The sequence below is a fragment of the Cobetia sp. MC34 genome (assembly GCF_018340035.1).
GTDB lineage: Bacteria > Pseudomonadota > Gammaproteobacteria > Pseudomonadales > Halomonadaceae > Cobetia > Cobetia amphilecti.
In genome coordinates this window covers 194,023-215,481 of record NZ_JADPPY010000001.1, presented here as the reverse complement: position 1 = coordinate 215,481, position 21,459 = coordinate 194,023, and the positions used below count along the sequence as shown (strand labels likewise).

The following is a 21,459-nucleotide window of genomic DNA, read 5'->3' as shown; positions in this document are numbered from 1 at the left end:
CTGTGATCCAGGAGACAGGGCATATGTTCGAACTGGTAGATAACGCACCCTCCAGCAGCGCGGTCATCAAGGTGATCGGTGTTGGCGGCGGCGGTGGTAACGCCGTCAATCACATGGTCGAGAGCAACATCGAAGGCGTCGAGTTCATCTGCGCCAACACCGATGCTCAGGCGCTCAAGCGCGTGGCCGCCAAGACTGTCCTGCAGCTGGGCAGTGAAATCACCAAGGGGCTTGGCGCTGGCGCCAACCCGGAAGTGGGCCGCCAGGCGGCGATGGAAGACCGTGAGCGTATCGTCGAGCTGCTGCAAGGCGCCGACATGGTCTTCATCACGGCTGGCATGGGGGGGGGTACCGGTACCGGCGGTGCTCCTGTCGTGGCGCAGGTCGCCAAGGAACTGGGCATCCTGACCGTGGCCGTCGTCACGCGTCCGTTCCCGTTCGAAGGGCCGCGTCGTCAGAAGGCGGCAGAGCAGGGCATGAAGGAGCTCTCCGAGCACGTCGACTCCCTGATCACCATCCCCAACGAGAAGCTGCTGTCTGTGCTGGGCAAGAGCGCCAGCCTGCTGAGCGCCTTCAGCGCCGCCAACGACGTGTTGCTGGGTGCTGTGCAGGGGATCGCGGAGCTGATCACCAGCCCGGGCATCATCAACGTCGATTTCGCCGACGTGCGCACTGTCATGTCCGAGATGGGCATGGCGATGATGGGGACCGGTGACGCCATCGGCGAGAACCGTGCTCGTGAAGCCGCCGAGAAGGCCATTCGCAGCCCGCTGCTCGAAGACATCGATCTGCACGGCGCGCGCGGTATCCTGGTCAACATCACGGCGGGCCCGGACCTCTCCATCGGTGAATTCAACGATGTGGGTGCCACCGTGCAGGAGTTCGCTTCTCCGGACGCCACCATCGTGGTCGGGACCTCCATCGACATGGACATGACCGACGAGCTGCGTGTCACTGTCGTGGCGGCGGGTCTCGACGGTCGCGTCGAGAAGCCGGCGGCGCGTGAAACGGCACCGGCCAAGCGTACCGTCGAGAAGCCGGCGGACTACCGCAGCCTGCAGACGCCGACGGTCACCCGTCAGGCCAAGGAAGAGCAGGAAGCGGCAGCCAAGAAGTCTGAGCCGCGCAAGTCGCGTGATATGGATGACTATCTCGATATCCCGGCCTTCCTGCGTCGCCAGGCTGACTGATGCGCACTGACTGACACGTCATTGACGCTCATGTATCAGTCGGCATGAGTCTGAGATGACACGGCTCATCATGAGTCTGACTTCACCCATCCGGGGTTTCCCGGGTGGGTGAAGTCGTTTCCGGGGCAGACAAAAGGGCCTTTCGCCGCCGGCGCGGGGCGCTGCCTGTGCGTCACGGGTGCATCCGACAGTGCCGTGGGCGCGTAAGGAAGGAGGTCTTCAAGCTGTCTTGCACATTGATTATCGTTTTATGGCAGTGCGAGTGAGAACTGTTTGGTGATTGCGTGTTCATACTCAGCACGAGGCCAGCAGGCGCGCGGGTCAGCCTCAATGGTGCTCGAAAGGCAATGTTGAATTTCCCTAACAGCGGCAGGTGACAATTTGTTGAATTCCTGCATTGCTGTTATCATGAACACTGTTTCCAAATTCAGGCTGACTGGCTATCTCCCTATGATTCGACAAAAAACACTCCAGAATACGATCCGCGCCACAGGCGTTGGTCTGCACTCAGGTGACAAGGTTTACCTGACGCTGCGTCCCGCTCCGGTCAACACCGGCATCGTCTTCATCCGTACCGATCTCGAGCCGCAGGCTCATATCCGTGCCGATGCGATGAGCGTCCGTGACACCACCATGTGCACCGCCGTCTCCAACGGTGAAGCCAAGGTGACGACCGTCGAGCACCTGATGTCCGCCTTCGCAGGCCTGGGCATCGACAACTGCTTCGTCGAGCTGTCCGCGCCGGAAGTGCCGATCATGGACGGCAGCGCCGGTCCGTTCGTCTTCCTGATCCAGTCCGCTGGTATCCAGGAGCAGTCGTCGCTCAAGAAGTTCATCCGCATCAAGCGCGAGATCGAAGTGCGTGATGGCGACAAGGTCGCGACCTTCCTGCCGCACAACGGCTTCAAGGTGTCCTTCGCCATCGACTTCGATCACCCGGTGTTCGAGCAGCAGAAGCAGACCACCACGGTCGACTTCTCTACCACCTCCTTCGTCAAGGAAGTGTCTCGCGCGCGTACCTTCGGCTTCATGCGTGATCTCGAGTTCCTGCGCTCCCAGAACCTCGCGCTGGGCGGAAGCCTCGACAACGCCATCGTCGTCGATGACTATCGCATCCTCAACGATGAAGGCCTGCGTTACGACGATGAGTTCGTCAAGCACAAGGTGCTGGACGCCATCGGTGACCTCTACCAGCTGGGCCACAGCATTATCGGTGAGTTCCGTGGCTACAAGTCCGGTCATGGCCTCAACAACATGCTGTGCCGCGCGCTGCTGGAAAATGCCGACAGCTACGAGATCGTCACCTTCGAGAACTCCGATGCGATGCCGATTTCCTATGCCTCTCCGGCGCTTGCCGTCTGAGTCGAGGCCAGTGACATCTGCGAAAGCGGCAAGACGAGGTATTTCAGAAGAAAAGCACTCAGAGAGACAGTACGAGCAGAACACTGTGACCTAGCCCGTCCAGCCTGACAGCACTGCTCCGGCCTTAGCCAGCCGGAGATGGAAACGACAACAGCCGCGCCGCCCTTCTGGGCGGCGCGGCTGTTTGCATGCCAGACAAGAAAAACTTGAGTTGGCTCAGGACGTCTCGGTGTCGTCGCTCGAATCCGATGCGTGGGCCGCCAGACGCTCCAGGGCGAGGCGCAGCCGCTCGTCCCGGGTATGTGAGGCGCAATCCAGCAGATGTTCCGCGGCAGCCTCTGGCAGGTGGCGTGGTTGGCGTGCGGGCACGAAGGCCGGGCGAATCGGGCGGACCTTGAAGGCCAGGCGCGCGAGGGTGGCAAGCTCTGGCAGCTCGCGCAGCACACTGATCAGGCGACGCTGCTCATAGCGCAGCCAGGTCAGCCAGGAGGCGCGGCTGGTGATCAGCGTCAAGGTGTCATCGTGATAGCCGCCGACGAAGACCTGTTCCTGCATGTCCTTGGGCAGTGCAGCACGCAGGTGCAGCTGGGCCTGCTCGAGCATGCGCGCCTGGCGCATGACGCTGCCAAGTTGCCCCTTGCCGTTCAACAGGCGCGCCGCGGGCTGGGCGCGGAAACGCTTAGCCTTTATACTCATGGGCTTGCATGCCGGTTCAGAGATTTCCGGCAATCTATCATGAGCGGGAGTCCGGCAACAGTATGAGCCCTGTCGATGCCACAGCACGCCCTCGTACGTTACCGGATTCCGGTAGCGGCGCTTCGCGTCGCTGGTCGGTACGCACGGCGCCGCGCTGGCTGCTGGCAGGCCTGCTGCTCAGCTGTCTGTTCCCCGCTGGACTGAGCGCGGCGCAGGTCGAGCGCGTCAATCTGACGCTGGCCAGCATCCAGTTGCTGGCACCCGCGGTGATTCGTGCCGAGAGTCGCCGTCAGGGGCTGCGCTGCCTGCGCAAGCGGGTGCGTCGTGCGCCCCAGGCCAGTCCCAACCTCCCGCGCCAGCGCTCCTTCGTTTCCTGCACCCGCGTTCTGCTGCGTGGTCTCGTCAATGCCATCGCGCCGCGTGCGCCGCCCCTTCTGTCCTCACACCCCGTTCATCGTTCGCGTCACGGATGATGAGGTTCGTTTTCTCTTTCGAGCGTAATGCCTGATGGGCTCCGGGCCACATCGAGCTGCCCTGTCATCGCGTTTGGCGGCAGCGCTTGAGTGTCATGATATGTGAAGGCGTGACCCGACCCCCGGGTCACGTACAAGGACAGAATATGCTGGGTAAATTCCTGACCAAGGTAGTGGGTTCCAAGAACGATCGCGAAGTGAAGCGCCTGCGCAAGCGGGTCAACGCGATCAATGCGCTCGAGAGCGAGCTTGAACCGCTCTCCGATGAGGCGCTGACAGCCAAGACCGCGGAATTCCGCGAGCGTCTCGCGCAAGGGGAACACCTCGACAAGCTGCTGCCGGAAGCCTTCGCGACCGTGCGTGAGGCCAGCAAGCGCATCATGGGCATGCGTCACTTCGATACCCAGATGGTCGGCGGCATGGCGCTGCACGAAGGTCGCATCGCCGAGATGAAGACCGGTGAGGGCAAGACGCTGGTGGGGACGCTTGCGGTCTACCTGAACGCACTGACCGGCGAAGGCGTCCACGTGGTGACGGTCAACGACTATCTGGCCACCCGTGATGCCAACTGGATGCGTCCGCTGTATGAATTCCTCGGCCTGAGTGTCGGTGTCATCTACTCCGGCCAGCCCAACGAAGACAAGCGCGCCGCCTATCAGGCCGATATCACCTACGGCACCAACAACGAATACGGTTTCGATTACCTGCGCGACAACATGGCCTTCTCGCTGGAAGACAAGGTCCAGCGCAAGCTGCACTTCGCCATCATCGATGAGGTCGACTCCATCCTGATCGATGAGGCGCGCACGCCGCTGATCATCTCCGGTCCGGTGGAAGAGAATACCGACCTCTACAAGATCATCGATCGCATGGCGCGCGAGCTCGAGCAGTGCAGCGATGAGGAAGATCCGGAAAGCGGCGATTTCACCCTCGATGAGAAGCAGAAGCAGGTCGAGCTGACCGAGTTCGGTCACCAGAAGGTCGAGGCGCTGCTGCGTGCCCAGGAGCTGCTCGGGGAAGAGGATTCCCTGTATGCAGCCCAGAACCTGAGCCTGCTGCACCACGTGCACTCTGCGCTGCGTGCCCAGAACCTGTTCGTGCGTGACGTGGACTACATCGTCAACAACGGCGAAGTGGTCATCGTCGATGAGCACACCGGGCGTACCATGGTCGGTCGTCGCTGGTCTGAAGGCCTGCACCAGGCGGTCGAGGCCAAGGAAGGCGTTGCCATCCAGAAGGAAAGCCAGACGCTGGCATCCACGACCTTCCAGAATTACTTCCGTCTCTACGACAAGCTGTCCGGCATGACCGGTACGGCCGATACCGAGGCCTTCGAATTCCGTCAGATCTACAACCTCGACGTGATGGTCATCCCGACCAACAAGCCCATCGCGCGCAAGGACATGAATGATCTGGTCTATCTGACCGCGGAAGAGAAGTTCAACGCCATCATCGAGGACGCCCGCGAGAAGGTCGCGGAAGGTCGTCCGGTGCTGGTGGGTACCGCCTCGGTCGAGACCTCCGAGCTGCTGTCGCAGATGATGCACAAGGCGGGCGTCAAGCATCACGTCCTCAATGCCAAGCAGCACGTCAGCGAGGCCGCCATCATCGCCCAGGCGGGTCGTCCGGGCGCCGTGACCATCGCGACCAACATGGCCGGTCGTGGTACCGACATCATGCTGGGCGGCAACTGGGAAGCCGAGCTTGCCGAGCTGGAAGCGCCGACCGAAGAGCAGATCAACGAGATCAAGCATGGCTGGCAGGAGCGTCACGAAGCCGTGCTGGCGGCGGGCGGCCTGCACGTGATCGGCTCCGAGCGTCACGAATCACGCCGTATCGACAACCAGCTGCGCGGTCGTGCCGGTCGCCAGGGTGACCCGGGTTCCACGCGCTTCTTCCTGTCGCTGGAAGACAGCCTGATGCGCCTGTTCGGCTCTGACCGTGTTCAGCGTCTGATGGGCGCGCTGGGGCTCGAGAAGGGCGAAGCCATCGAGCACAAGATGGTCTCCAATGCCGTCGAGCGCGCGCAGAAGAAGGTCGAGGGTCGTAACTTCGACGTGCGCAAGCAGTTGCTCGAGTACGATGATGTCGCCAACGACCAGCGCAGCGTGATCTACGAGCAGCGCAACGACATCCTCGAAGCCGACGAGATCGCCGAGAACATCGCCGGCATCCGTCGCGAAGTGCTCGATGACGCCATCTCCCTGCGTGTGCCGCCGCAGAGCCTGCCGGAACAGTGGGACCTGCCGAGTCTCGAGAACGACCTCAAGACCGACTTCAACCTCGACCTGCCGCTGGTGCAGTGGGCGGAAGAGGACGAGCACTTCCATGAGGAAACGCTCCGCGAACGTCTGCAGGCCGCCCATGAAGCGCTTTACGCCGACAAGGTCGAGGCCGTTGGCCCTGAGCTGATGCGCCGCTTCGAGAAGCAGGTCATGCTTCAGGTGCTGGACACGCGCTGGAAGGAGCACCTGCAGGCGATGGACAACCTGCGTCGCGGTATCCACCTGCGCGGCTATGCCCAGAAGAATCCGAAGCAGGAATACAAGCGCGAAGCGTTCGAGCAGTTCCAGACGCTGCTGGTCAACATCAAGTCCGATGTGGTGCGCATTCTCAGCCACGTGCAGGTGCGTCGCCAGGAAGAGGTCGACACGCTCGAAGAAGAGCGTCGTGCCAACCTCGAGCGTGAGCAGGCCAGCGCCGAAACGCGCCGTGTCGATGAAGATGCGGTCAGTGAAGACGGTGTCCAGGCGGCCGAAGAGATCGTCGAGGCACAGTACGGTGCGCAGCCTCAGGCCCAGGGCGATGGCGAGCCGATGCGCCGCGATGTGCCCAAGGTCGGCCGCAACGACCCGTGCCCGTGCGGTTCCGGCAAGAAATACAAGCAGTGCCACGGCAAGCTGAGCTGACACTGCGCCAAACAGCCTCCCTGCGCGTCACGTCGATTCGGCTCGCAGGGGGCAGTTGTCACAGAACACCATGATTGGAGACGTGAACGATGGCGGTAGGGCCTTCCACTTTTCCCGCTGACATGCCGGCGATTGCCGGCTTTCAGATCGGGGTTGCTGAAGCCGGTATCAAGAAGCCGGGTCGTCGTGATCTGGTGATCATGGCCCTCGAGGCAGGGTCGCGTCTTGCAGGCACTTTTACCCGCAATGCCTTCTGTGCGGCACCGGTCCATGTCGCACGTGAGCACCTCACGGCAGGCGTCGAAGGGCCGCGTTATCTGGTGATCAACACCGGCAATGCCAATGCGGGGACCGGCGAGCAGGGCATGACCGATGCTCGCGCGACCTGCCAGGCCTTGGCGGAGATCGCCGGCTGCGATGCCCGGGCAGTGCTGCCGTTCTCGACCGGCGTGATCGGTGAACCGCTGCCGATGGATCGCCTGACGGCGGCGTTGCCGACAGCCTTTGCCAACCTGGGCAAGGGCGACTGGTCTGCCGCGGCGCATGGCATCATGACCACCGATACGCGGCCCAAGGGCAGCTGGCGGACGCTTGCGCTGAGCAATGGCGAGAGCGTGACGCTGGCCGGTGTCTCCAAGGGCTCCGGCATGATCTGCCCGAACATGGCGACCATGCTGGGCTTCGTGGCCACCGATGCTGATCTCGCCATCGATCAGGCGGCGCTCGACGCCATGCTGCGCCGGGTGGTGGTCAAGAGCTTCAACAGCATCACCGTCGATTCCGATACTTCCACCAATGACGCCTGCATGCTGGCTGTCACGGGGCAGGCCGGGCGTGTCGAGGGTGAAGACCTGATCGCGTTCGAGGCCGCTCTGGCGGAGGTCATGCTCGAGCTGGCTCAGGCCATCATTCGTGATGGCGAGGGGGCGACCAAGTTCGTCACCATCGAGGTCAGTGAGGCGCGTTCACAGGAAGAGGCGCGTGCCGTCGGCTTTACCGTCGCGCACTCGCCGCTGGTCAAGACAGCGCTCTATGCCAGCGACGCCAACTGGGGTCGCATTCTGGCGGCCGTCGGGCGTGCGCCGCTGGAAGAGCTGGACGTCACGGGTGTCGCGATCACGCTCAATGGCGTCACCATCGTCGAACAGGGCGGTCGTGCCGACAGCTACACCGAAGCCGCCGGCAGTGCCGCCATGGCCGAGGAAGAGCTGGTGATCGGCATCCGCCTGGGACGTGGACAGCAGGAAGCTCGCATCTGGACATCGGATCTGTCCCACGATTACGTCTCGATCAACGCTGATTATCGTAGCTGACGCCCCAGGGCGGAGGCTTGTGCTGAAACGGTAATGCAATATCTCCCGCAGGCTTCGCCTCTCGAGGCGGAGTCGGATGTACAACGCGAGTCAAAGGTACAGGCATCATGCCGAAGCGAAGGGTTCACGTGGCGGCTGCCGCCATCTTAAACGAACAGGGCCAGGTCCTGATTGCACGTCGTCCCTCGACGGTGGATCAGGGCGGCTTGTGGGAGTTTCCGGGTGGCAAGCTGGCGCCTTACGAAACCGGTCTGGAAGCGCTCAAGCGTGAGCTGTGCGAAGAGCTGGGCATCGAGATCATTCGTGCTCAGCCGCTGATCCGTATTCATCACGAATACCCGGACAAGCACATCCTGCTGGATGTGTGGGAAACGCGTCAGTTCACTGGCGAGCCCTTTGGCCGTGAAGGGCAGGCAGTGCGCTGGGTCGAGATCGAGGATCTCTACAAGTACGCCTTCCCGGCGGCGAATCTGCCGATTCTGCGGGCGGTCTCGCTGCCGCGCGAGTACCTGATCACGCCGGAAGAGGCCGATGAGGACGTCTTCGAGACGCGTCTGACGCGTGCGCTGGATGAGGACGGGGTGCGTCTGGTCCAGCTGCGCGCCAAGGAGCTGGATGAAGCGGCCTATATCGCGCGTGCCGAGAAGGCGCTGGCGATCTGTCATGCGCGTGGTGCTCGTCTGCTGCTCAACGCCGAACCGTCCATGCTCGGCAAGGTCGATGCGGATGGTATCCACCTGACCAGCGTGCGTCTGGCGGAGCTGGCGGAAAAGGGCGAGCGCCCGATTGCCGCCAACAAGTGGCTGTCTGCCTCTACCCATGATCAGCAGCAGCTGGACCAGGCCGGTCGTGTGGCGTGTGACTTCGTGTCACTGTCGCCGCTGCGTGTGACGCCGTCGCACCCGGAGCGTCCGCCGCTGGGCTGGCATGACTTCCAGGGGCTGGTCGAGCAGGCGTGCATGCCGGTCTATGCGCTGGGTGGCATGTCCCGCTATGACAGCGATCACGCACGCGCCGTCGGTGCCCAGGGTATCGCATCGATCCGTGATTTCTGGAAGTGATGATCGCGCGTTGATGGCAGTTGCCTGAACGAAAAAAGACCCTCGAGGCTAGCCTCGAGGGTCTTTTTTGTTGCCGAGCACTTTTGTTGCCGAACATCTTGGCTGTCGAGCGTCTTGAGTACCGAGCTTTGTATCAGCCTGAACCAGCAGGACTCTGTCGAGCGCTACTGCTGATGCATGTCGCGCTCCATGCGCGCCACCATCTCGTCGATGCTGGTCTCATCCATGGCGGGCTCACCGGCGATGCTGTGGGATTCGTCAGCCCAGGCGCCAAGATCCAGCAGTTGGCAGCGTTTGCTGCAGAAGGGGCGAAACTCGCTGGCGGCACTCCATACCACGTCGGTACGGCATTGCGGGCAGGCGACGGTCAATGGTGTCTTGCCATTGTGGGAAGCGGTGGCATCAGACATGAGGGGTGTCCTGAAACGGTGTATGGGGGGCGCTCAGTGATCGATAGTAGGCATCCATGGCCGCTACCTGTTCACGAAGATGCGCCTGGCTTCCGTCATTGTCGATGACATCGTCGGCCTTGGCCAGTCGTGTCTCACGTGGCAGCTGGGCGGCGAGGATGGCGCGTACCTGCGCTTCGCTGACACCATCGCGGCTCAGCGTGCGCGCCAGCTGGATATCCTGGCTGACATCCACCACCAGGGTGCGTGAGACGAGGCTGTCCTGGCCGGACTCGAACAACAGCGGAGAAACCAGCAGGCGATAGGGGCTAGTCATGGCCGCCAGGTGCTGCACGATCCGCTCCCGGATACGCGGATGGGTGCAGCGCTCCAGCCATTGGCGCTCCTCGGGGGCAGCAAAGATCCGCTCGCGCAGTGCGGCGCGATCAAGCTCGCCCTGCGCCGTGACGATCGACTCGCCGAAGTGGGTAATGATCTCGGCCAGTGCGGTTTCGCCGGGGCGCACGATCTCGCGCGAGACATCATCGGCATCCACCCACTGGATGCCCAGCTCGCCGAACAGCCGCGCGACGCTCGATTTGCCGCTGCCGATACCGCCGGTGACACCGATGATGGGGCCTTGGGTTGGAGAGGACGTCGTCATGCGCCGATCACGCTCAGGTAGAGGCTCATCAATGGCGTGCCAAACAGCAGAGCGATCCAGCCGGCAACCGCCAGGTAAGGCCCGAAGGGCATCGGTGCGCCGCGCAGACGCGGTACCAGCAGTTGCAGCAGGATACCCAGAATGGCCCCGAGACCGGCGGACAGAATCAGCAGCAGCGGCAACCACTGCCAGCCGAGCCAGGCCCCTAACGCGGCGAGCAACTTGAAATCACCGTAGCCCATGCCTTCCTTGCCGGTGACCAGCTTGAATAGCCAGTAGAAGCTCCACAGCACCAGATAGCCCGCCATCGCGCCGATGACGGCACTGGGCAGCATCAGAGTCTGGAACAGCAACTGATAGGCGAGGCCTGCCCACAGTAGTGGCAGGGTGATGGCATCTGGCAGCAACTGGGTGCGGAAGTCGATGACTGACAGCACCAGCAGGGTCAGACAGGCACCGAAGATCCACAGGCTCTGTACCTCCAGTCCGTAGATCAACGCGATGGACGCGCCGAGCGCGCCACCGGCCAGTTCCACCAGCGGGTACTGCGCGCTGATACGCGTATTGCAGCTGGCGCAGCGGCCACGGCGTTTCAGCCAGCCGAGAATGGGGAGGTTATCGTGCCACTTGATCGGCGTGTCACAGCCCGGGCAGCGTGATGCGGGCACCAGCAGATTGAAGCGCGGTGTGTCTTCGGCTTCCAGCTCCAATGCCTCGCGGGCCTCGGCGCGCCATTGGCGCATCATCATCACGGGCAGGCGAGTGATGACGACATTCAGAAAGCTGCCGATCAGCAAACCAAATATACCGGCCAGACAGGCCTGCAGTGTGGGGGAGAGTTGGGCGAGTGATTCCACGAGTCGTCCTTGTCAGTAAATGACACGGCCGCGTCCCTTTGGTGGCGCGGCCGCTTGGCATGAAAACTTCTTCCGAGATACCGGTCGCGTTCTAGATCGCGTTGCCCATTTCGAATATTGGGAGATACATTGAAATTACTAGTCCACCCACTAATGTGCCTAGCACTACGATAATAAAAGGCTCGAGTAGTGAGGTCAGTGCGTCCACCTTATTATCAACATCCTCTTCATAGAAATCGGCGACCTTGTTGAGCATGGCATCCAGTGCGCCGGATTCTTCACCGATCGCTACCATCTGTACCGCAAGTGTTGGGAATAGTTGAGTATTTCGCATCGCAAAATTAAGTTGTTGTCCGGTGGAGACATCTTCTTTTATCTGGGCGATAGCGCGTTCGTAGACCTTGCTACCAGTGGCACCAGCTGCAGTGTCAAGAGACTCAATTAATGGTACCCCCGCTTGAAAGGTGGTAGCTAGTGTTCTTGAGTATCTTGCGACAGAAGACTTGTCAAGAATATCGCCTAGAACCGGAATTTTTAGCATGAAGCGATGCATGGCATAAGCAAAGTTATCAGATCTCTTCATACCTTGCGAAATAGAGATTACTGCAATAATTACAGTAGCTATGGCTATATACCAATAAGCTTGAGCGTATTCTGAAAGCCTTAGTGTAAGCTGAGTGAACGCAGGTAATTCAGCACCGAAACCCTTAAAAAGAGTTTCGAATTGAGGTACAACTTTTATCAATAGAATAGCAGTCACACCGAAGCCGACACATATCACCGCAGCGGGGTAATACAAGGCTTTCTTTACACGAGCCTTGAGTGAGTCGATCTTTTCTTTGTATGTAGCGACCCGGTCCAGCATCTTGTCCAAGGCGCCGGCCTGTTCTCCGGCAGCAACAAGATTGGTGAACAGGTTATCGAAGTGCTGCGGGTGTTTGCGCAATGCTTCCGAGAAGCTGGCACCAGCGCCCACCTCGCTCATCATATCCTCAACCAGATGGCGCATGCCTGGACTCTTCATGCTCTCGGCAACGATGCCAAATGCCTGAAGTACCGGTACGCCGGCGCGAATCATGGTTGCCATCTGACGCGCGAACATGGTGACATCCTTGCCGCTGACTTTCTTGCTGCTACCAAATAGCGATGACTTCTTGCGCAGACGCTTGACTACGATTCCCTGATTAATCAGCGTGCTCTTGACCTGATCGACGTTAGCCGACATCAACTCGCCCTTGACGTTTTCGCCGCGCGAGTTCTTGCCAGTCCATTGCCAGGTCTCAATGCCCGGCTTTTTCTTGTCTTGCTTGGCAGTTCTGGGAGTTGCCATGTCAGTTATCGTTCCCTGATAAATGGGGAGCAGGCATTGTAGGTCGAGCCATGATCAATGCCTGGGTCATCTTGTCTTCAATGTGCCTGATGACTGAGCAAAAGTCAGCTATCTGGCGTATTGATCACTGTCGCCAGCATGGACAACCATTACATGCTCCGCCTGCAGCAGCGACTCAGTCCTTGGTGATGCGATTGACTTCTTCCAGCGAGGTCATGCCCGACATCACCTTGCGCAAGCCGCTACGCCTCAGGTCTGAAAGCCCTTCCTTGCGCGCTTGGTCTGCCAGCTCGATGGCGGTGCCCTCACGCATGATCAAGCGGCTCATCTCATCCGAGATCGGCATGACTTCATAGATGCCGACTCGCCCCTTGTACCCCAGCGTGCACTGGCTGCAACCGACGGGGCGGAATATGGTTGCGGCCTCGAGTTCTTCTGCACTGAAGCCATTGTCTTCACTGAAGCCCATCGAGGCCATCGCCTCGGGCGGAATTTCCGCGGGCTGACGGCAGTGGGTGCACAGGCGGCGAGCAAGGCGCTGAGCGATGATCAACGAGACGGAACTCGCGATGTTGAAGGGGGCGATTCCCATGTTGCTCAGGCGTGTCAGTGTCTCGGGGGCAGAATTGGTGTGCAAGGTAGAAAGTACCAGGTGACCGGTCTGTGCCGCCTTGACGGCAATCTCGGCGGTTTCCTTGTCACGAATTTCCCCCACCATCACCACATCGGGATCCTGGCGCAGGAAGGCGCGCAGGGCCGAGGCGAAGTCCAGGCCGATCTTGGGCAGTACGTTGACCTGATTGACGCCTTCTACCTTGAGCTCGACCGGGTCTTCCGCCGTCGAGATATTGCGCTCCGGTGTATTGAGGATATTCAGGCCTGTGTAGAGCGTCACGGTCTTGCCGCTACCGGTAGGCCCGGTGACCAGAATCATGCCCTGTGGCTGATCCAGCGTCTTCTCGAACATGGCGCGCTGTTCAGGTTCGAAACCCAACGCCTCGATGCCCATCTTGGCAGAACTGGGGTCGAGGATACGCAGTACCAGCTTCTCGCCATACACGGTGGGCAGTGTGTTGACACGGAAGTCGATGGAGCGCGACTTGGACAGGCGCAGTTTGATCGCACCATCCTGCGGTAAACGACGCTCGGAAATGTCCATGCGCGACATGACTTTCAGGCGCGCCGAGATACGATTGCGCATATTGAAGGGCGGGCGGGTATTCTCGATCAACATGCCATCGATACGAAAACGAATGCGATAGGTGGATTCGTAGGGCTCGAAGTGGATATCCGAGGCGCCGCGCTTGATGGCATCCAGTAGTACCTTGTGAACGAAGCGCACCACTGGTGCATCGTCACTGCTGGCTGTGATAGCCAGATCGTTGTTGTTATCCTCCTCTCCCTCGAACTCCAAGCCATCGAGGGCTTCACCTTCGCCCCCAAGCATATCCATGGCGCTCTCTTCGCCGGCTTCCAGATACTGCTCCAATGCCGGCGTCAGCTGGTCGGCAGCGACCAGGACACTCTCGATCGACAAGCCCGTGGCAAATTGCAGTTCATCAAGATGCGTGAGCGTCGAGGGGGAGGGTACGCCGACGGTCAGGCGATGCTCACGGCGATAGAGTGGCAATACCCCTAGCTTACGAAGGACCTTCTCAGGCAGTTCATCAATGGCGGGCAGTGAGTCGATACGAAGGGCATCGAGATCCACATACGGTAAGCCGTATTCCCAAGCCGCTGCCAATGTCGCGTCACGTGCCGGTACCAGGCCGTGCGCGATGATATGCAGCAGCAGGCTTTCCCCTGCCTCATTGGCTTCCTGTTCAGCCAGCTGTGCCGCCTGTGGTTCGAGCAGGCCAGAGTTGACCAGTCGTGCAGCAAATCCTTTTAGCGTGTGTTCTGACTGGGGCATGACACTCTTCCTGTTGCAGTTGCCAATGGGCCTACTCTCGCTGCTTCAAACATGAAGCAGGCACTGATGCGCTGTGCGCGAACTATGGAGCGGCAAGCCATCGTATTACAAACATCGTCTTGCAGAAGAGTGTAGCTGGATTGCCCAGTGCTAGGAATGGTGCATTCGTGACATGAGAAGGGGATAGAGTTTGTGGAGGGAGGTAGCCAAACGCTGCTGGATCGGGAGTAACGTTGAAGAGGGCCTAGATCTCGATCACAAAGTTTTTGTGTTCGTTGCTTGCAATGTCACCGAGTGTAATCTATTGTAACAACCAAGCAGCCGTCAGCGCCGCCAAGCAAGCATCTTGCGACATGGCAATGGCACCTGGTCTGTGGCTGTGGTATCACTCGTCCCGTCCGGTCGACACCCCGTGATATCAAGATGTTATGCTGATGAAGATGTTGTTGGGAATATTAGAATCAAACGCCCATACTGACATTCTTCTGTAACATCCTGCTGGTCAGGGAAGGTAACCGGGGTTTCAGGACGTACGACCTGATCTCACTACGCAAATGCAAGGGAGTCACACCATGACACGCAAGCAACAAGCTGGTTTTACATTGATCGAGCTGATGATCGTTGTGGCGATTATCGGTATTCTGGCGGCCATCGCGATTCCGCGTTATCAAGACTATGTGGCTCGCTCTGAAGCTGCATCCGGCTTGGCTACCCTTCGCGGTGCTCAAACTGCTGCAGAAGATGTGATTCTTCGTGGTGGAACAATTACTACTGCAGCAAGCGCTCAAGATGGCACCGCTAATTCGGGATATATTGGTATCGGTAAGGACTCTGCTGGTGACTTGGGCGATGTAACAGTTGTTCAGGAAACTACTGGCGCTGCTTATCTGCAATTTGAATTTGATAATGCTAATCCCAAGATTAAAGGGAAAAAAATCCAACTTCAGAGAAGCGCAGAAGGTGGTTGGGAATGTGCTACTAACGTAGAGGCCACATATGCGCCGAAAGGATGTCCTACAGGTGGTACGTTACAGTAATGGTGACATGATAAAAAACCGCCCCTCGGGGCGGTTTTTTATTGCATTCAATAAAGCGCTTCTTCTTCCTCTACCACATCCTTCAGCAGCTCCAGGAATAGTTTGTCCGCATCGGAGTGCTCTGCCGGATCTTCCGGGATATGGATGCTGGTAGTGTCAGAAATCTCGTTGGCGATGATAGCCAGCACCGCTTGCTCATTCTTTCCTTGTTCTGCCCCTTCCTTGAGGCGCGCTCGCGCCACGACCAGTGACTGCTCGAGAATCTTAGGGTCTTGCAGCAGCTTGCGGATGAAGCCTTTCAGCTCACTGATGATGCGTGTCTTGTGCATTTCGCCGGATGCGTTGCTCATGGCGTGCTCCTTGTCTGGTGGATGTCTGTCTTTGTTCGAGGGTGAATTCTGGTCTTGATGACGATGCCTGGAACGCCTTTGAGCGCTCTTGGACAATGAGGGGCCAGCCCAAGCCTGTCTCTGAAATTCATGAAACCATGTCTGCCTTTGCCTGCAGTGTAACCCACACGTCAGCGCTGGTGGATATGTGACATCACGCCAATCTCCAGCTTGCCAAACCACTCAAGACTCGCTGCGAGGCGTTCCATCTCGGCGATTGATGCGTTGCGTGATTCAGCGTCGTGGTTACATTGCTGAGCCGTTTCTGAGGCGGCTTCCATAGCACAACCCGGCAACTCCAGCAGGATATCTACATGCGGGGCCGACAAGTCGGTGCCAGCAGGGGTGGTGGCATGGTTGACATAATGCAGTGTGAGGCCGCTGCGCGCCTGCCAGAGGGGTGACTGCTGCCAGCATTCATCGAGTGCGGCGATGATGTCACTACGCAGGGGCAGCGGCTGCTTCAGCGTGGGCTGCGCCTGGCTGGCCTGGCCGAGATGCGAGTCGTCTTCAGGGTCGATGTGATAGAGCACATCACTGAGCTGGGGGAATTCGGTCTTGAGGCGAGCCACTGCGTGGTGGCCGATGGCATGGCCTTCCGAGACGCTGATGCGTGGCGCGACCAGCAGGTGGACTTCCAGCACGATACGGCCGGCCAGCGTGCGGCTGCGCAAGTCATGTGCGCCACGCACCTCGGGCAGTGACAGCAAGCACTCACGCATGGCGTGTTGTTGTTCACGTGGCAGGGCGGTGTCGATCAGTTCGCGTGAGGCCTCCCAGGCCAATGAGGCGCCGATCTTGCCCACCATCACGCCAACGATGACCGCCGCGATGCCATCCAGCCAGCTGGCTCCCAGCTGGGTACCGATCAGGCCTATCAGCACCGCCACGGTGGAGAGCGCATCGCTGCGCGAGTGCCAGGCATTGGCCTCCAGCAGCTTGGATTTCTGCTTGCGCGCGACCTTCAGCGTGGCGCGAAAGATACCTTCCTTGCCGAGCAGCGAGATGATCGCGATGCCGATACCCAGCGCGCCGGGCAGCGGAATGGTCAGTGAGCCGAACATCAGCTCCCAGCTGCGCAAAATGCCTTCCCAGCCAATGGCGCCCGCCACGGCCAGCAGCAGGCTGCCGAGCACCAGGGTGCCGAGCGTCTCGATGCGCTCATGCCCCCATGGATGTGAGCGATCCGGCGCCTGGCGGCCGTAGTGAGTCGCCACCAACACGAAGGCATCCGTCACGAGGTCTGACAGGGAATGGATGCCATCGGCGATCAGTGCCTGCGAGCCGACCAGCTTGCCGATAACGAGCTTCGCGACACCCAGCACGCCATCCAGCGCCGCTCCGATCAAGGTGATGCGCTGTGCTTCACGCTTGGCGCTTGCCGTGCTGGCGGCATCTGCGGGTGACGATTGAGGCATGGGAAGGCTCGCTCAAAGGGGAGTCGGGTGCGTCATGAAGTCAGCGCTTACTCCTGCGCAGGGCAGGAGTCAGCGCACGCAGCTGTCTTCAGAGATCTCGCCGCTGGGGCGCAGGCGCCGCGCGAGGCTGTCAACGCCGATATTGAGTATGGCGGTGAGCACCAGCAAGGCAAATGCCTGATCAAACATCAGGTATTCGAAGCTCGAGTCGATGTGGAAGCCCAGCGTTACCACCCCCAGCATGCCGAGAATGGCCGTCTCGCGAATGATGGTCTCGGCGCGGTAGAGCAGCAATGCGAACATGCCGGGAGCGACACGCGGGTTGAGCTCATAGAGCCAGCATTCGAACTTGCCCTGCGGGCGACTGGGCGGCAGCTGAATCTGGTTGGCATGGCGAGCACACAGGAAGGCGATGATCGCGCCGTTATGCAGTGCCAGCGCCAGCCAGGCGGGCAGCAGCGAGGGCCCCAACAGCAACAGCAGGATGAAGGCCAGTATCAACTCCGGCGTGGTGCGCAGGAAGATCAGCAGGCCGTTGGTCGAGTGCTGTGAGAGGCGGTTGCCCACATGGCGGCTGGCCAGCGGCCACAGCAGCATGGCGATCAGCAGACTACCGGCGGTGCCCAGCAGGCCGAGCAGCAAGGTATTACCGATGGCGGGCAGCAGATCGGGCAGGTGGCTGGCCCACTGCAGCAGGCCTGTCGCGAGCTCGCCCGAGACCAGCGACTCGAATGATGCATTGACCAGCGGCGCCGGCCAGATGTCATGGCTGATGAAGCGCCACAGCAGGGTCGGGCTGACATCGGGCCATGGCCCCAGCCACCAGAGGCTGGCGATGGCCAGTACCGGCAATACCCGACGGTGCCCCCACCATGGGAGCGTGGCGATCAGCAGATAGAAGATCCACAGCAGAGCGCCCGCCTCGGCGTAACGGCCCTCGCGAAAGGCGCTTTCCAGATAGAAGCCCAGCGTGGGCAAGCCGACGAAACCCAGCAGAACACTGGCGCGCAGTCCGCATTCGAAGCGATAGCGGGTATAGCTGGCCATGCGCCGCCACGCCATCGGCAGTTCAGCATACACAAAGCGCATCGCGCGCGAGCTGGCATAGGGCAGTGCCTTGAGTGGCGCCTGCGGCAGTTGTTCGAGAATCTCGGCATAGACCTTGGCGAAGGTCGCGGCATAGGGAATCGTGATCGCCGCCAATGCCGTGGCGGCCGACAGCCCGAACACCTGCAGCAACAGCAGCGCCCAGAACAGCTCATGTACCGCACGCAGCCCGGCACAGATGCCCCGCAGCAAGCGTGAGCGAGAATAGACCAATGCCAGCGGCAGCCCGATCAGCGCGCCCAGCAGGGTGCCCCACAGCGCGAAGGCGATGGTCAGGATCAGAGCGTGCAGCGGGGATTCCAGCGCGCCGGGAGCCGGCGATACCAGGCCCGCCAGCATGCGGCCCAATTCCTGCCAAGGGTCGCGCGAGGTAACGGAGAGATCGGCGAAGGGCACCAGCACCAGCATCGCGATGACCAGACCACCACCGAGGCGCAACAGGCGCGCACCGTCACTGCGTGCTTGCCACCAGCGAGGGGGATGGCGCAGCTTTGCCGTCATGGTGGAGGGGTCAGCTGACATCGGATGACTCGCGTGTCGCCGCAGCGGGGTACAGGAAGTCCAGGTCGCCAGGCGTCAGTCCGTCGGTCGCGACATCCAGCAGCACGTGCCCCTGGCCGTCAGCCTGTTTGCCAAGCCCGATCACGCGCGTGAAGTGAGTAAGCGCCAACTCACGCTGATGAAGCGCCACCACACTGGTGACGTGACGGGCATGTATCAGCTGGATCAACTGACTGGCTTGATGTGGGTCCACGCTTGCGACGGGCTCGTCACCGAGGAACAGATCATGGCCCTGATAGAGCGCACGTGCGATCGCGACACGCTGGCGCTGACCGCCGGAAAGCGCCTCGACGGAGCGCTCCATCAGGCCGGCGATACCCAGCGGTTCGCACAGCGTGGCGACCGTCTGCCAGTGGGCCGGTTTCGGGCGCAGCAGATTGAGCAGGTTGGTCAGCCGTGAGTGCTGGTCCAACCGGCCCATGAAGATGTTGTGGTAGACCGACAATTGCGGCACCAAGCCCTGGCGTTGAGGGCACCAGGCGGCCGCTACGTCGCGCTGTTGCAGCGCGGCGCGCAGGGCTTCCAGCAGCGTGGACTTGCCTGCGCCACTGGCACCGAGCAGGGCGATGCGCTCACCCGGCAGGAGGCGAATATCCAGATCACGCAGGACCACCTCGGCGCCATGGCCGAGGTGGTCCTGCGAAAGGTGCAGCAGTGGAGAGGGTGTTTCCTGGGTCATGAGCTCAGCGCAGCAGACCGAGCTGTTCACCGACGATCTTGATCGGCGCGTAGTCATCGTTGCTGGCCGGAATGAAGCCGGAGCGCGGGAAGCTCTCGAGCAGGTCCGGATCCTTCATGTCCAGCAGGGCCGTGGTGACATGGGCGGTGAAGTCCGCGCCGAAGTGGCTGTCGGCATCGCCACGAATGGTCCACTGATAATCCGGGTAGGCTGGCGTCTGCCACAGCACCTGCACCTTGCTCGGGTCGACCTTGCCGTCCTTGACGGCCGCTTCCCACACCGCGAAGTTGACCGCGCCCACGTCGTAGGTGCCGGCCGCGACCAGTGCGATGGTGCGTGAGTGGTCGCCGGAGAAACCGACGCGGCTGAACAGGGCGTCCGGTGCCTGCTGGAACTGCTCGCGCAGATAGTATTCCGGCATCAGGCGGCCCGAAGTGGAGGTCTTGGCGCCGAAGGTGAAGGAGTGGCCTTCGAGGGAGTCGGGCAGGGCGTCCAGCGGCTCGGCGGCATCGCCGGCCAGCTTGAGGTCGCGACGCGCGATGAAGTAGCTGCGGAAGGCAGCGTCTTCCACGCCCTGGGCGATGGCGACGGAGCCCGGCACCATCTGACGCGCCTGAACACCAGTCAGGCCGCCGAACCAGGCCATCTGGATCTGATCATTGCGGAAGGCGCTGACGGCGGCGCTGTAGGATTTGACCGGCACATACTCGACATCGACGCCCAGCTTCTCTTCCAGATAGTCGGCGACCTTGTCGAAGCGCTCGACCAGGCGTGACTCGTCTTCATCCGGAATTGCCGTGAACTTGAAGGTGTCGGCCTGAGCCAGACTCATGGTCACGGGAAGGGCGGAAATCAGGGTCAGAGCAGCAGTGGCCAGCCAGCGCATGGGAAGCATCCTCAGGATTCACGACATGAGACACCATGCGGCGAGCACCGCATGTCAGGGGGTATGGCGCGTATTGTTGTGTCTTGATCACGCGGGTGCAAGCCCCGCGCCATGCCTGAAGGATCGCTCAAGTGATGCTGAAGAGTCAGTAGCGCGTTGAATGGCTGCGCAGGAAGAGCTCATTTGCCGTGGCTGGGGCTGATGACTTGGTGGCTAGTGCTCAAGACTCCGGTGGAAAACGGGTGTCCTTCAAGCTGTCCTTGATCTTCTTGAGGTGCTGCTGGAAGTCTTCTCCGCGGCGCAGCGTCACGCCGGTGGCCAGCACGTCGATCAGGGCCAGGTGGATCATGCGTGAGGTCATCGGCATATAGATATCGGTGTCTTCCGGCGCCATGACTTCCAGCACCTCGGTGCACTCGCGCGCCAGCGGAGAGTCCGGTGCGGTGATGCCCAGTACCGCGGCGCCATTGCTGCGTGCGAGCTTGGCGATATCGACCAGCTCGCGGGTGCGTCCGGTGTAGGAGATGATCACGATCACGTCGCCGGTATGGCAGGCGGCGGCCACCATGCGCTGCATGAGCACATCTTCATAGGCCATGACCGGCAGGTTGAAGCGGAAGAACTTGTGCTGGGCATCCGCCGCGACCGGACCTGAGGCGCCAAGGCCAAAGAAGCAGATCTGCTTGGCCTGGCTCAGGTAGTCGACGGCGCGCTCGATGCGTCTGGGGTCCAGTGCGCGACGGGCATCGTCGAGCGCGGCCACGGTGGCGCCGAGAATCTTGTCGCCATAGGCGGCGGCATCATCGTTCTGATCGACACTGCGTGACACATAGGGCGTGCCGCCGGCCAGACTCTGGGCCAGCTTGATCTTGAAGTCGGGGAAGCCCTTGGCATCGAAGTTGCGACAGAAGCGGTTGACGGTCGGCTCACTGACCAGTGAGGCCTGAGCGAGCGCCGCGATGCTCATGCCGGTGGCCGCAGCCGGGTCCGCCAGAATGACGTCGGCGACCTTGCGCTCGGAGCGATTGAGCTCGTCGAGACGTTCACGGATGCGATTGATGAGGTCGTGTACTGCCATTCGCCTGTTACCCTGCCATTGTGTAGTGAAATAACTACGTAATCTGGGCATCCTAGCCTCACTCGTCTGGTAGGCCAAGCATCTCTTTGGGTCACTTGCTGATCCAGGGGCGCGAAGGACGAGGTGAAAGCGAAAGCGCCGCTGACTA

19 protein-coding genes are annotated in these 21,459 nt (G+C 60.8%); 7 read left to right on the top strand and 12 right to left on the bottom strand.

Translation table 11 applies throughout. The features are described 5' to 3' along the window. Positions 1 to 23 precede the first annotated feature (23 nt). Both ftsZ and lpxC read left to right on the top strand, forming a co-directional pair. Positions 24 to 1,190, top strand: coding sequence for a cell division protein FtsZ (gene ftsZ / locus IZU87_RS00925; RefSeq protein ID WP_043332494.1), 1,167 nt, complete (start codon positions 24 to 26; stop codon positions 1,188 to 1,190). A 450-nt stretch (positions 1,191 to 1,640) separates the two neighbouring features. After that, positions 1,641 to 2,552 carry a UDP-3-O-acyl-N-acetylglucosamine deacetylase gene (gene lpxC / locus IZU87_RS00920; RefSeq protein WP_054555085.1) on the top strand — a complete coding sequence of 304 codons (912 nt, stop codon included), beginning with the start codon at positions 1,641 to 1,643 and terminating at the stop codon, positions 2,550 to 2,552. 216 nt (positions 2,553 to 2,768) lie between these two features. Here the strand turns inward: lpxC and IZU87_RS00915 are convergent, their stop codons facing one another. Continuing rightward, positions 2,769 to 3,248 (bottom strand): DUF721 domain-containing protein, encoded by a 480-nt coding sequence (locus tag IZU87_RS00915; RefSeq protein ID WP_213113411.1) that lies wholly within the window; start codon positions 3,246 to 3,248, stop codon positions 2,769 to 2,771. Positions 3,249 to 3,310: 62 nt separating this feature from the next. Between IZU87_RS00915 and IZU87_RS00910 the strand changes: the two genes are divergently transcribed. The 4 genes from IZU87_RS00910 to IZU87_RS00895 all read left to right on the top strand — a co-directional run bounded on the left by IZU87_RS00910 (position 3,311) and on the right by IZU87_RS00895 (position 9,004). Then, complete coding sequence (locus IZU87_RS00910; RefSeq protein WP_213113410.1) at positions 3,311 to 3,721, top strand: hypothetical protein; 411 nt, start codon at positions 3,311 to 3,313, stop codon at positions 3,719 to 3,721. 146 nt (positions 3,722 to 3,867) lie between these two features. Then, positions 3,868 to 6,630 carry a preprotein translocase subunit SecA gene (secA, locus tag IZU87_RS00905; protein ID WP_213113409.1) on the top strand — a complete coding sequence of 921 codons (2,763 nt, stop codon included), beginning with the start codon at positions 3,868 to 3,870 and terminating at the stop codon, positions 6,628 to 6,630. An 89-nt stretch (positions 6,631 to 6,719) separates the two neighbouring features. Then, positions 6,720 to 7,943, top strand: a complete 1,224-nt coding sequence (gene argJ, locus IZU87_RS00900; RefSeq protein WP_213113408.1) for a bifunctional glutamate N-acetyltransferase/amino-acid acetyltransferase ArgJ — start codon at positions 6,720 to 6,722, stop codon at positions 7,941 to 7,943. A 107-nt stretch (positions 7,944 to 8,050) separates the two neighbouring features. Further along, entirely contained in the window at positions 8,051 to 9,004 is a 954-nt protein-coding gene (locus tag IZU87_RS00895) for a Nudix family hydrolase (protein ID WP_043332483.1), read from the top strand. Positions 9,005 to 9,168: 164 nt separating this feature from the next. On the opposite strand, the gene yacG is transcribed toward IZU87_RS00895, so the two are convergent. The 5 genes from yacG to pilB form a co-directional block, all read right to left on the bottom strand. Then, complete coding sequence (gene yacG, locus IZU87_RS00890) at positions 9,169 to 9,414, bottom strand: DNA gyrase inhibitor YacG (protein WP_043332481.1); 246 nt, start codon at positions 9,412 to 9,414, stop codon at positions 9,169 to 9,171. After that, positions 9,407 to 10,057: a dephospho-CoA kinase gene (gene coaE, locus IZU87_RS00885; protein ID WP_213113407.1), complete on the bottom strand. Its 651-nt coding sequence runs from the start codon at positions 10,055 to 10,057 to the stop codon at positions 9,407 to 9,409. The genes yacG and coaE overlap by 8 nt, the downstream gene beginning before the upstream one ends. Beyond that, a complete protein-coding gene (locus tag IZU87_RS00880) occupies positions 10,054 to 10,914 on the bottom strand; it encodes a prepilin peptidase (protein WP_349305153.1) in 861 nt (286 codons plus the stop codon). The genes coaE and IZU87_RS00880 overlap by 4 nt, the downstream gene beginning before the upstream one ends. Positions 10,915 to 11,005: 91 nt before the next feature. Beyond that, positions 11,006 to 12,244 (bottom strand): type II secretion system F family protein, encoded by a 1,239-nt coding sequence (locus IZU87_RS00875; RefSeq protein ID WP_213113406.1) that lies wholly within the window; start codon positions 12,242 to 12,244, stop codon positions 11,006 to 11,008. A 175-nt stretch (positions 12,245 to 12,419) separates the two neighbouring features. Further along, positions 12,420 to 14,156 carry a type IV-A pilus assembly ATPase PilB gene (gene pilB, locus IZU87_RS00870; protein WP_213113405.1) on the bottom strand — a complete coding sequence of 579 codons (1,737 nt, stop codon included), beginning with the start codon at positions 14,154 to 14,156 and terminating at the stop codon, positions 12,420 to 12,422. A 572-nt stretch (positions 14,157 to 14,728) separates the two neighbouring features. Between pilB and IZU87_RS00865 the strand changes: the two genes are divergently transcribed. Then, positions 14,729 to 15,193, top strand: a complete 465-nt coding sequence (locus tag IZU87_RS00865; protein ID WP_213113404.1) for a pilin — start codon at positions 14,729 to 14,731, stop codon at positions 15,191 to 15,193. Between the two features lie 47 nt (positions 15,194 to 15,240). Here the strand turns inward: IZU87_RS00865 and IZU87_RS00860 are convergent, their stop codons facing one another. The 6 genes from IZU87_RS00860 to IZU87_RS00835 form a co-directional block, all read right to left on the bottom strand. Next, positions 15,241 to 15,543, bottom strand: coding sequence for a hypothetical protein (locus IZU87_RS00860; protein WP_043332474.1), 303 nt, complete (start codon positions 15,541 to 15,543; stop codon positions 15,241 to 15,243). A 170-nt stretch (positions 15,544 to 15,713) separates the two neighbouring features. Then, the gene (locus IZU87_RS00855) at positions 15,714 to 17,000 is read right to left on the bottom strand and encodes a cation diffusion facilitator family transporter (RefSeq protein WP_213113403.1); all 1,287 of its coding nucleotides are present in this window, start codon (positions 16,998 to 17,000) and stop codon (positions 15,714 to 15,716) included. A gap of 69 nt (positions 17,001 to 17,069) precedes the next feature. Continuing rightward, entirely contained in the window at positions 17,070 to 18,629 is a 1,560-nt protein-coding gene (locus IZU87_RS00850) for an ABC transporter permease family protein (protein WP_249330361.1), read from the bottom strand. Next, a complete protein-coding gene (locus IZU87_RS00845) occupies positions 18,619 to 19,347 on the bottom strand; it encodes an ATP-binding cassette domain-containing protein (protein ID WP_213113402.1) in 729 nt (242 codons plus the stop codon). Before IZU87_RS00845 ends, IZU87_RS00850 begins: the two co-directional genes overlap by 11 nt. A 4-nt stretch (positions 19,348 to 19,351) precedes the next feature. Next, positions 19,352 to 20,233 (bottom strand): putative selenate ABC transporter substrate-binding protein, encoded by an 882-nt coding sequence (locus IZU87_RS00840; protein ID WP_213113401.1) that lies wholly within the window; start codon positions 20,231 to 20,233, stop codon positions 19,352 to 19,354. A 220-nt stretch (positions 20,234 to 20,453) separates the two neighbouring features. Further along, a complete protein-coding gene (locus IZU87_RS00835; RefSeq protein ID WP_043332471.1) occupies positions 20,454 to 21,311 on the bottom strand; it encodes a MurR/RpiR family transcriptional regulator in 858 nt (285 codons plus the stop codon). Positions 21,312 to 21,459: the final 148 nt, after the last annotated feature.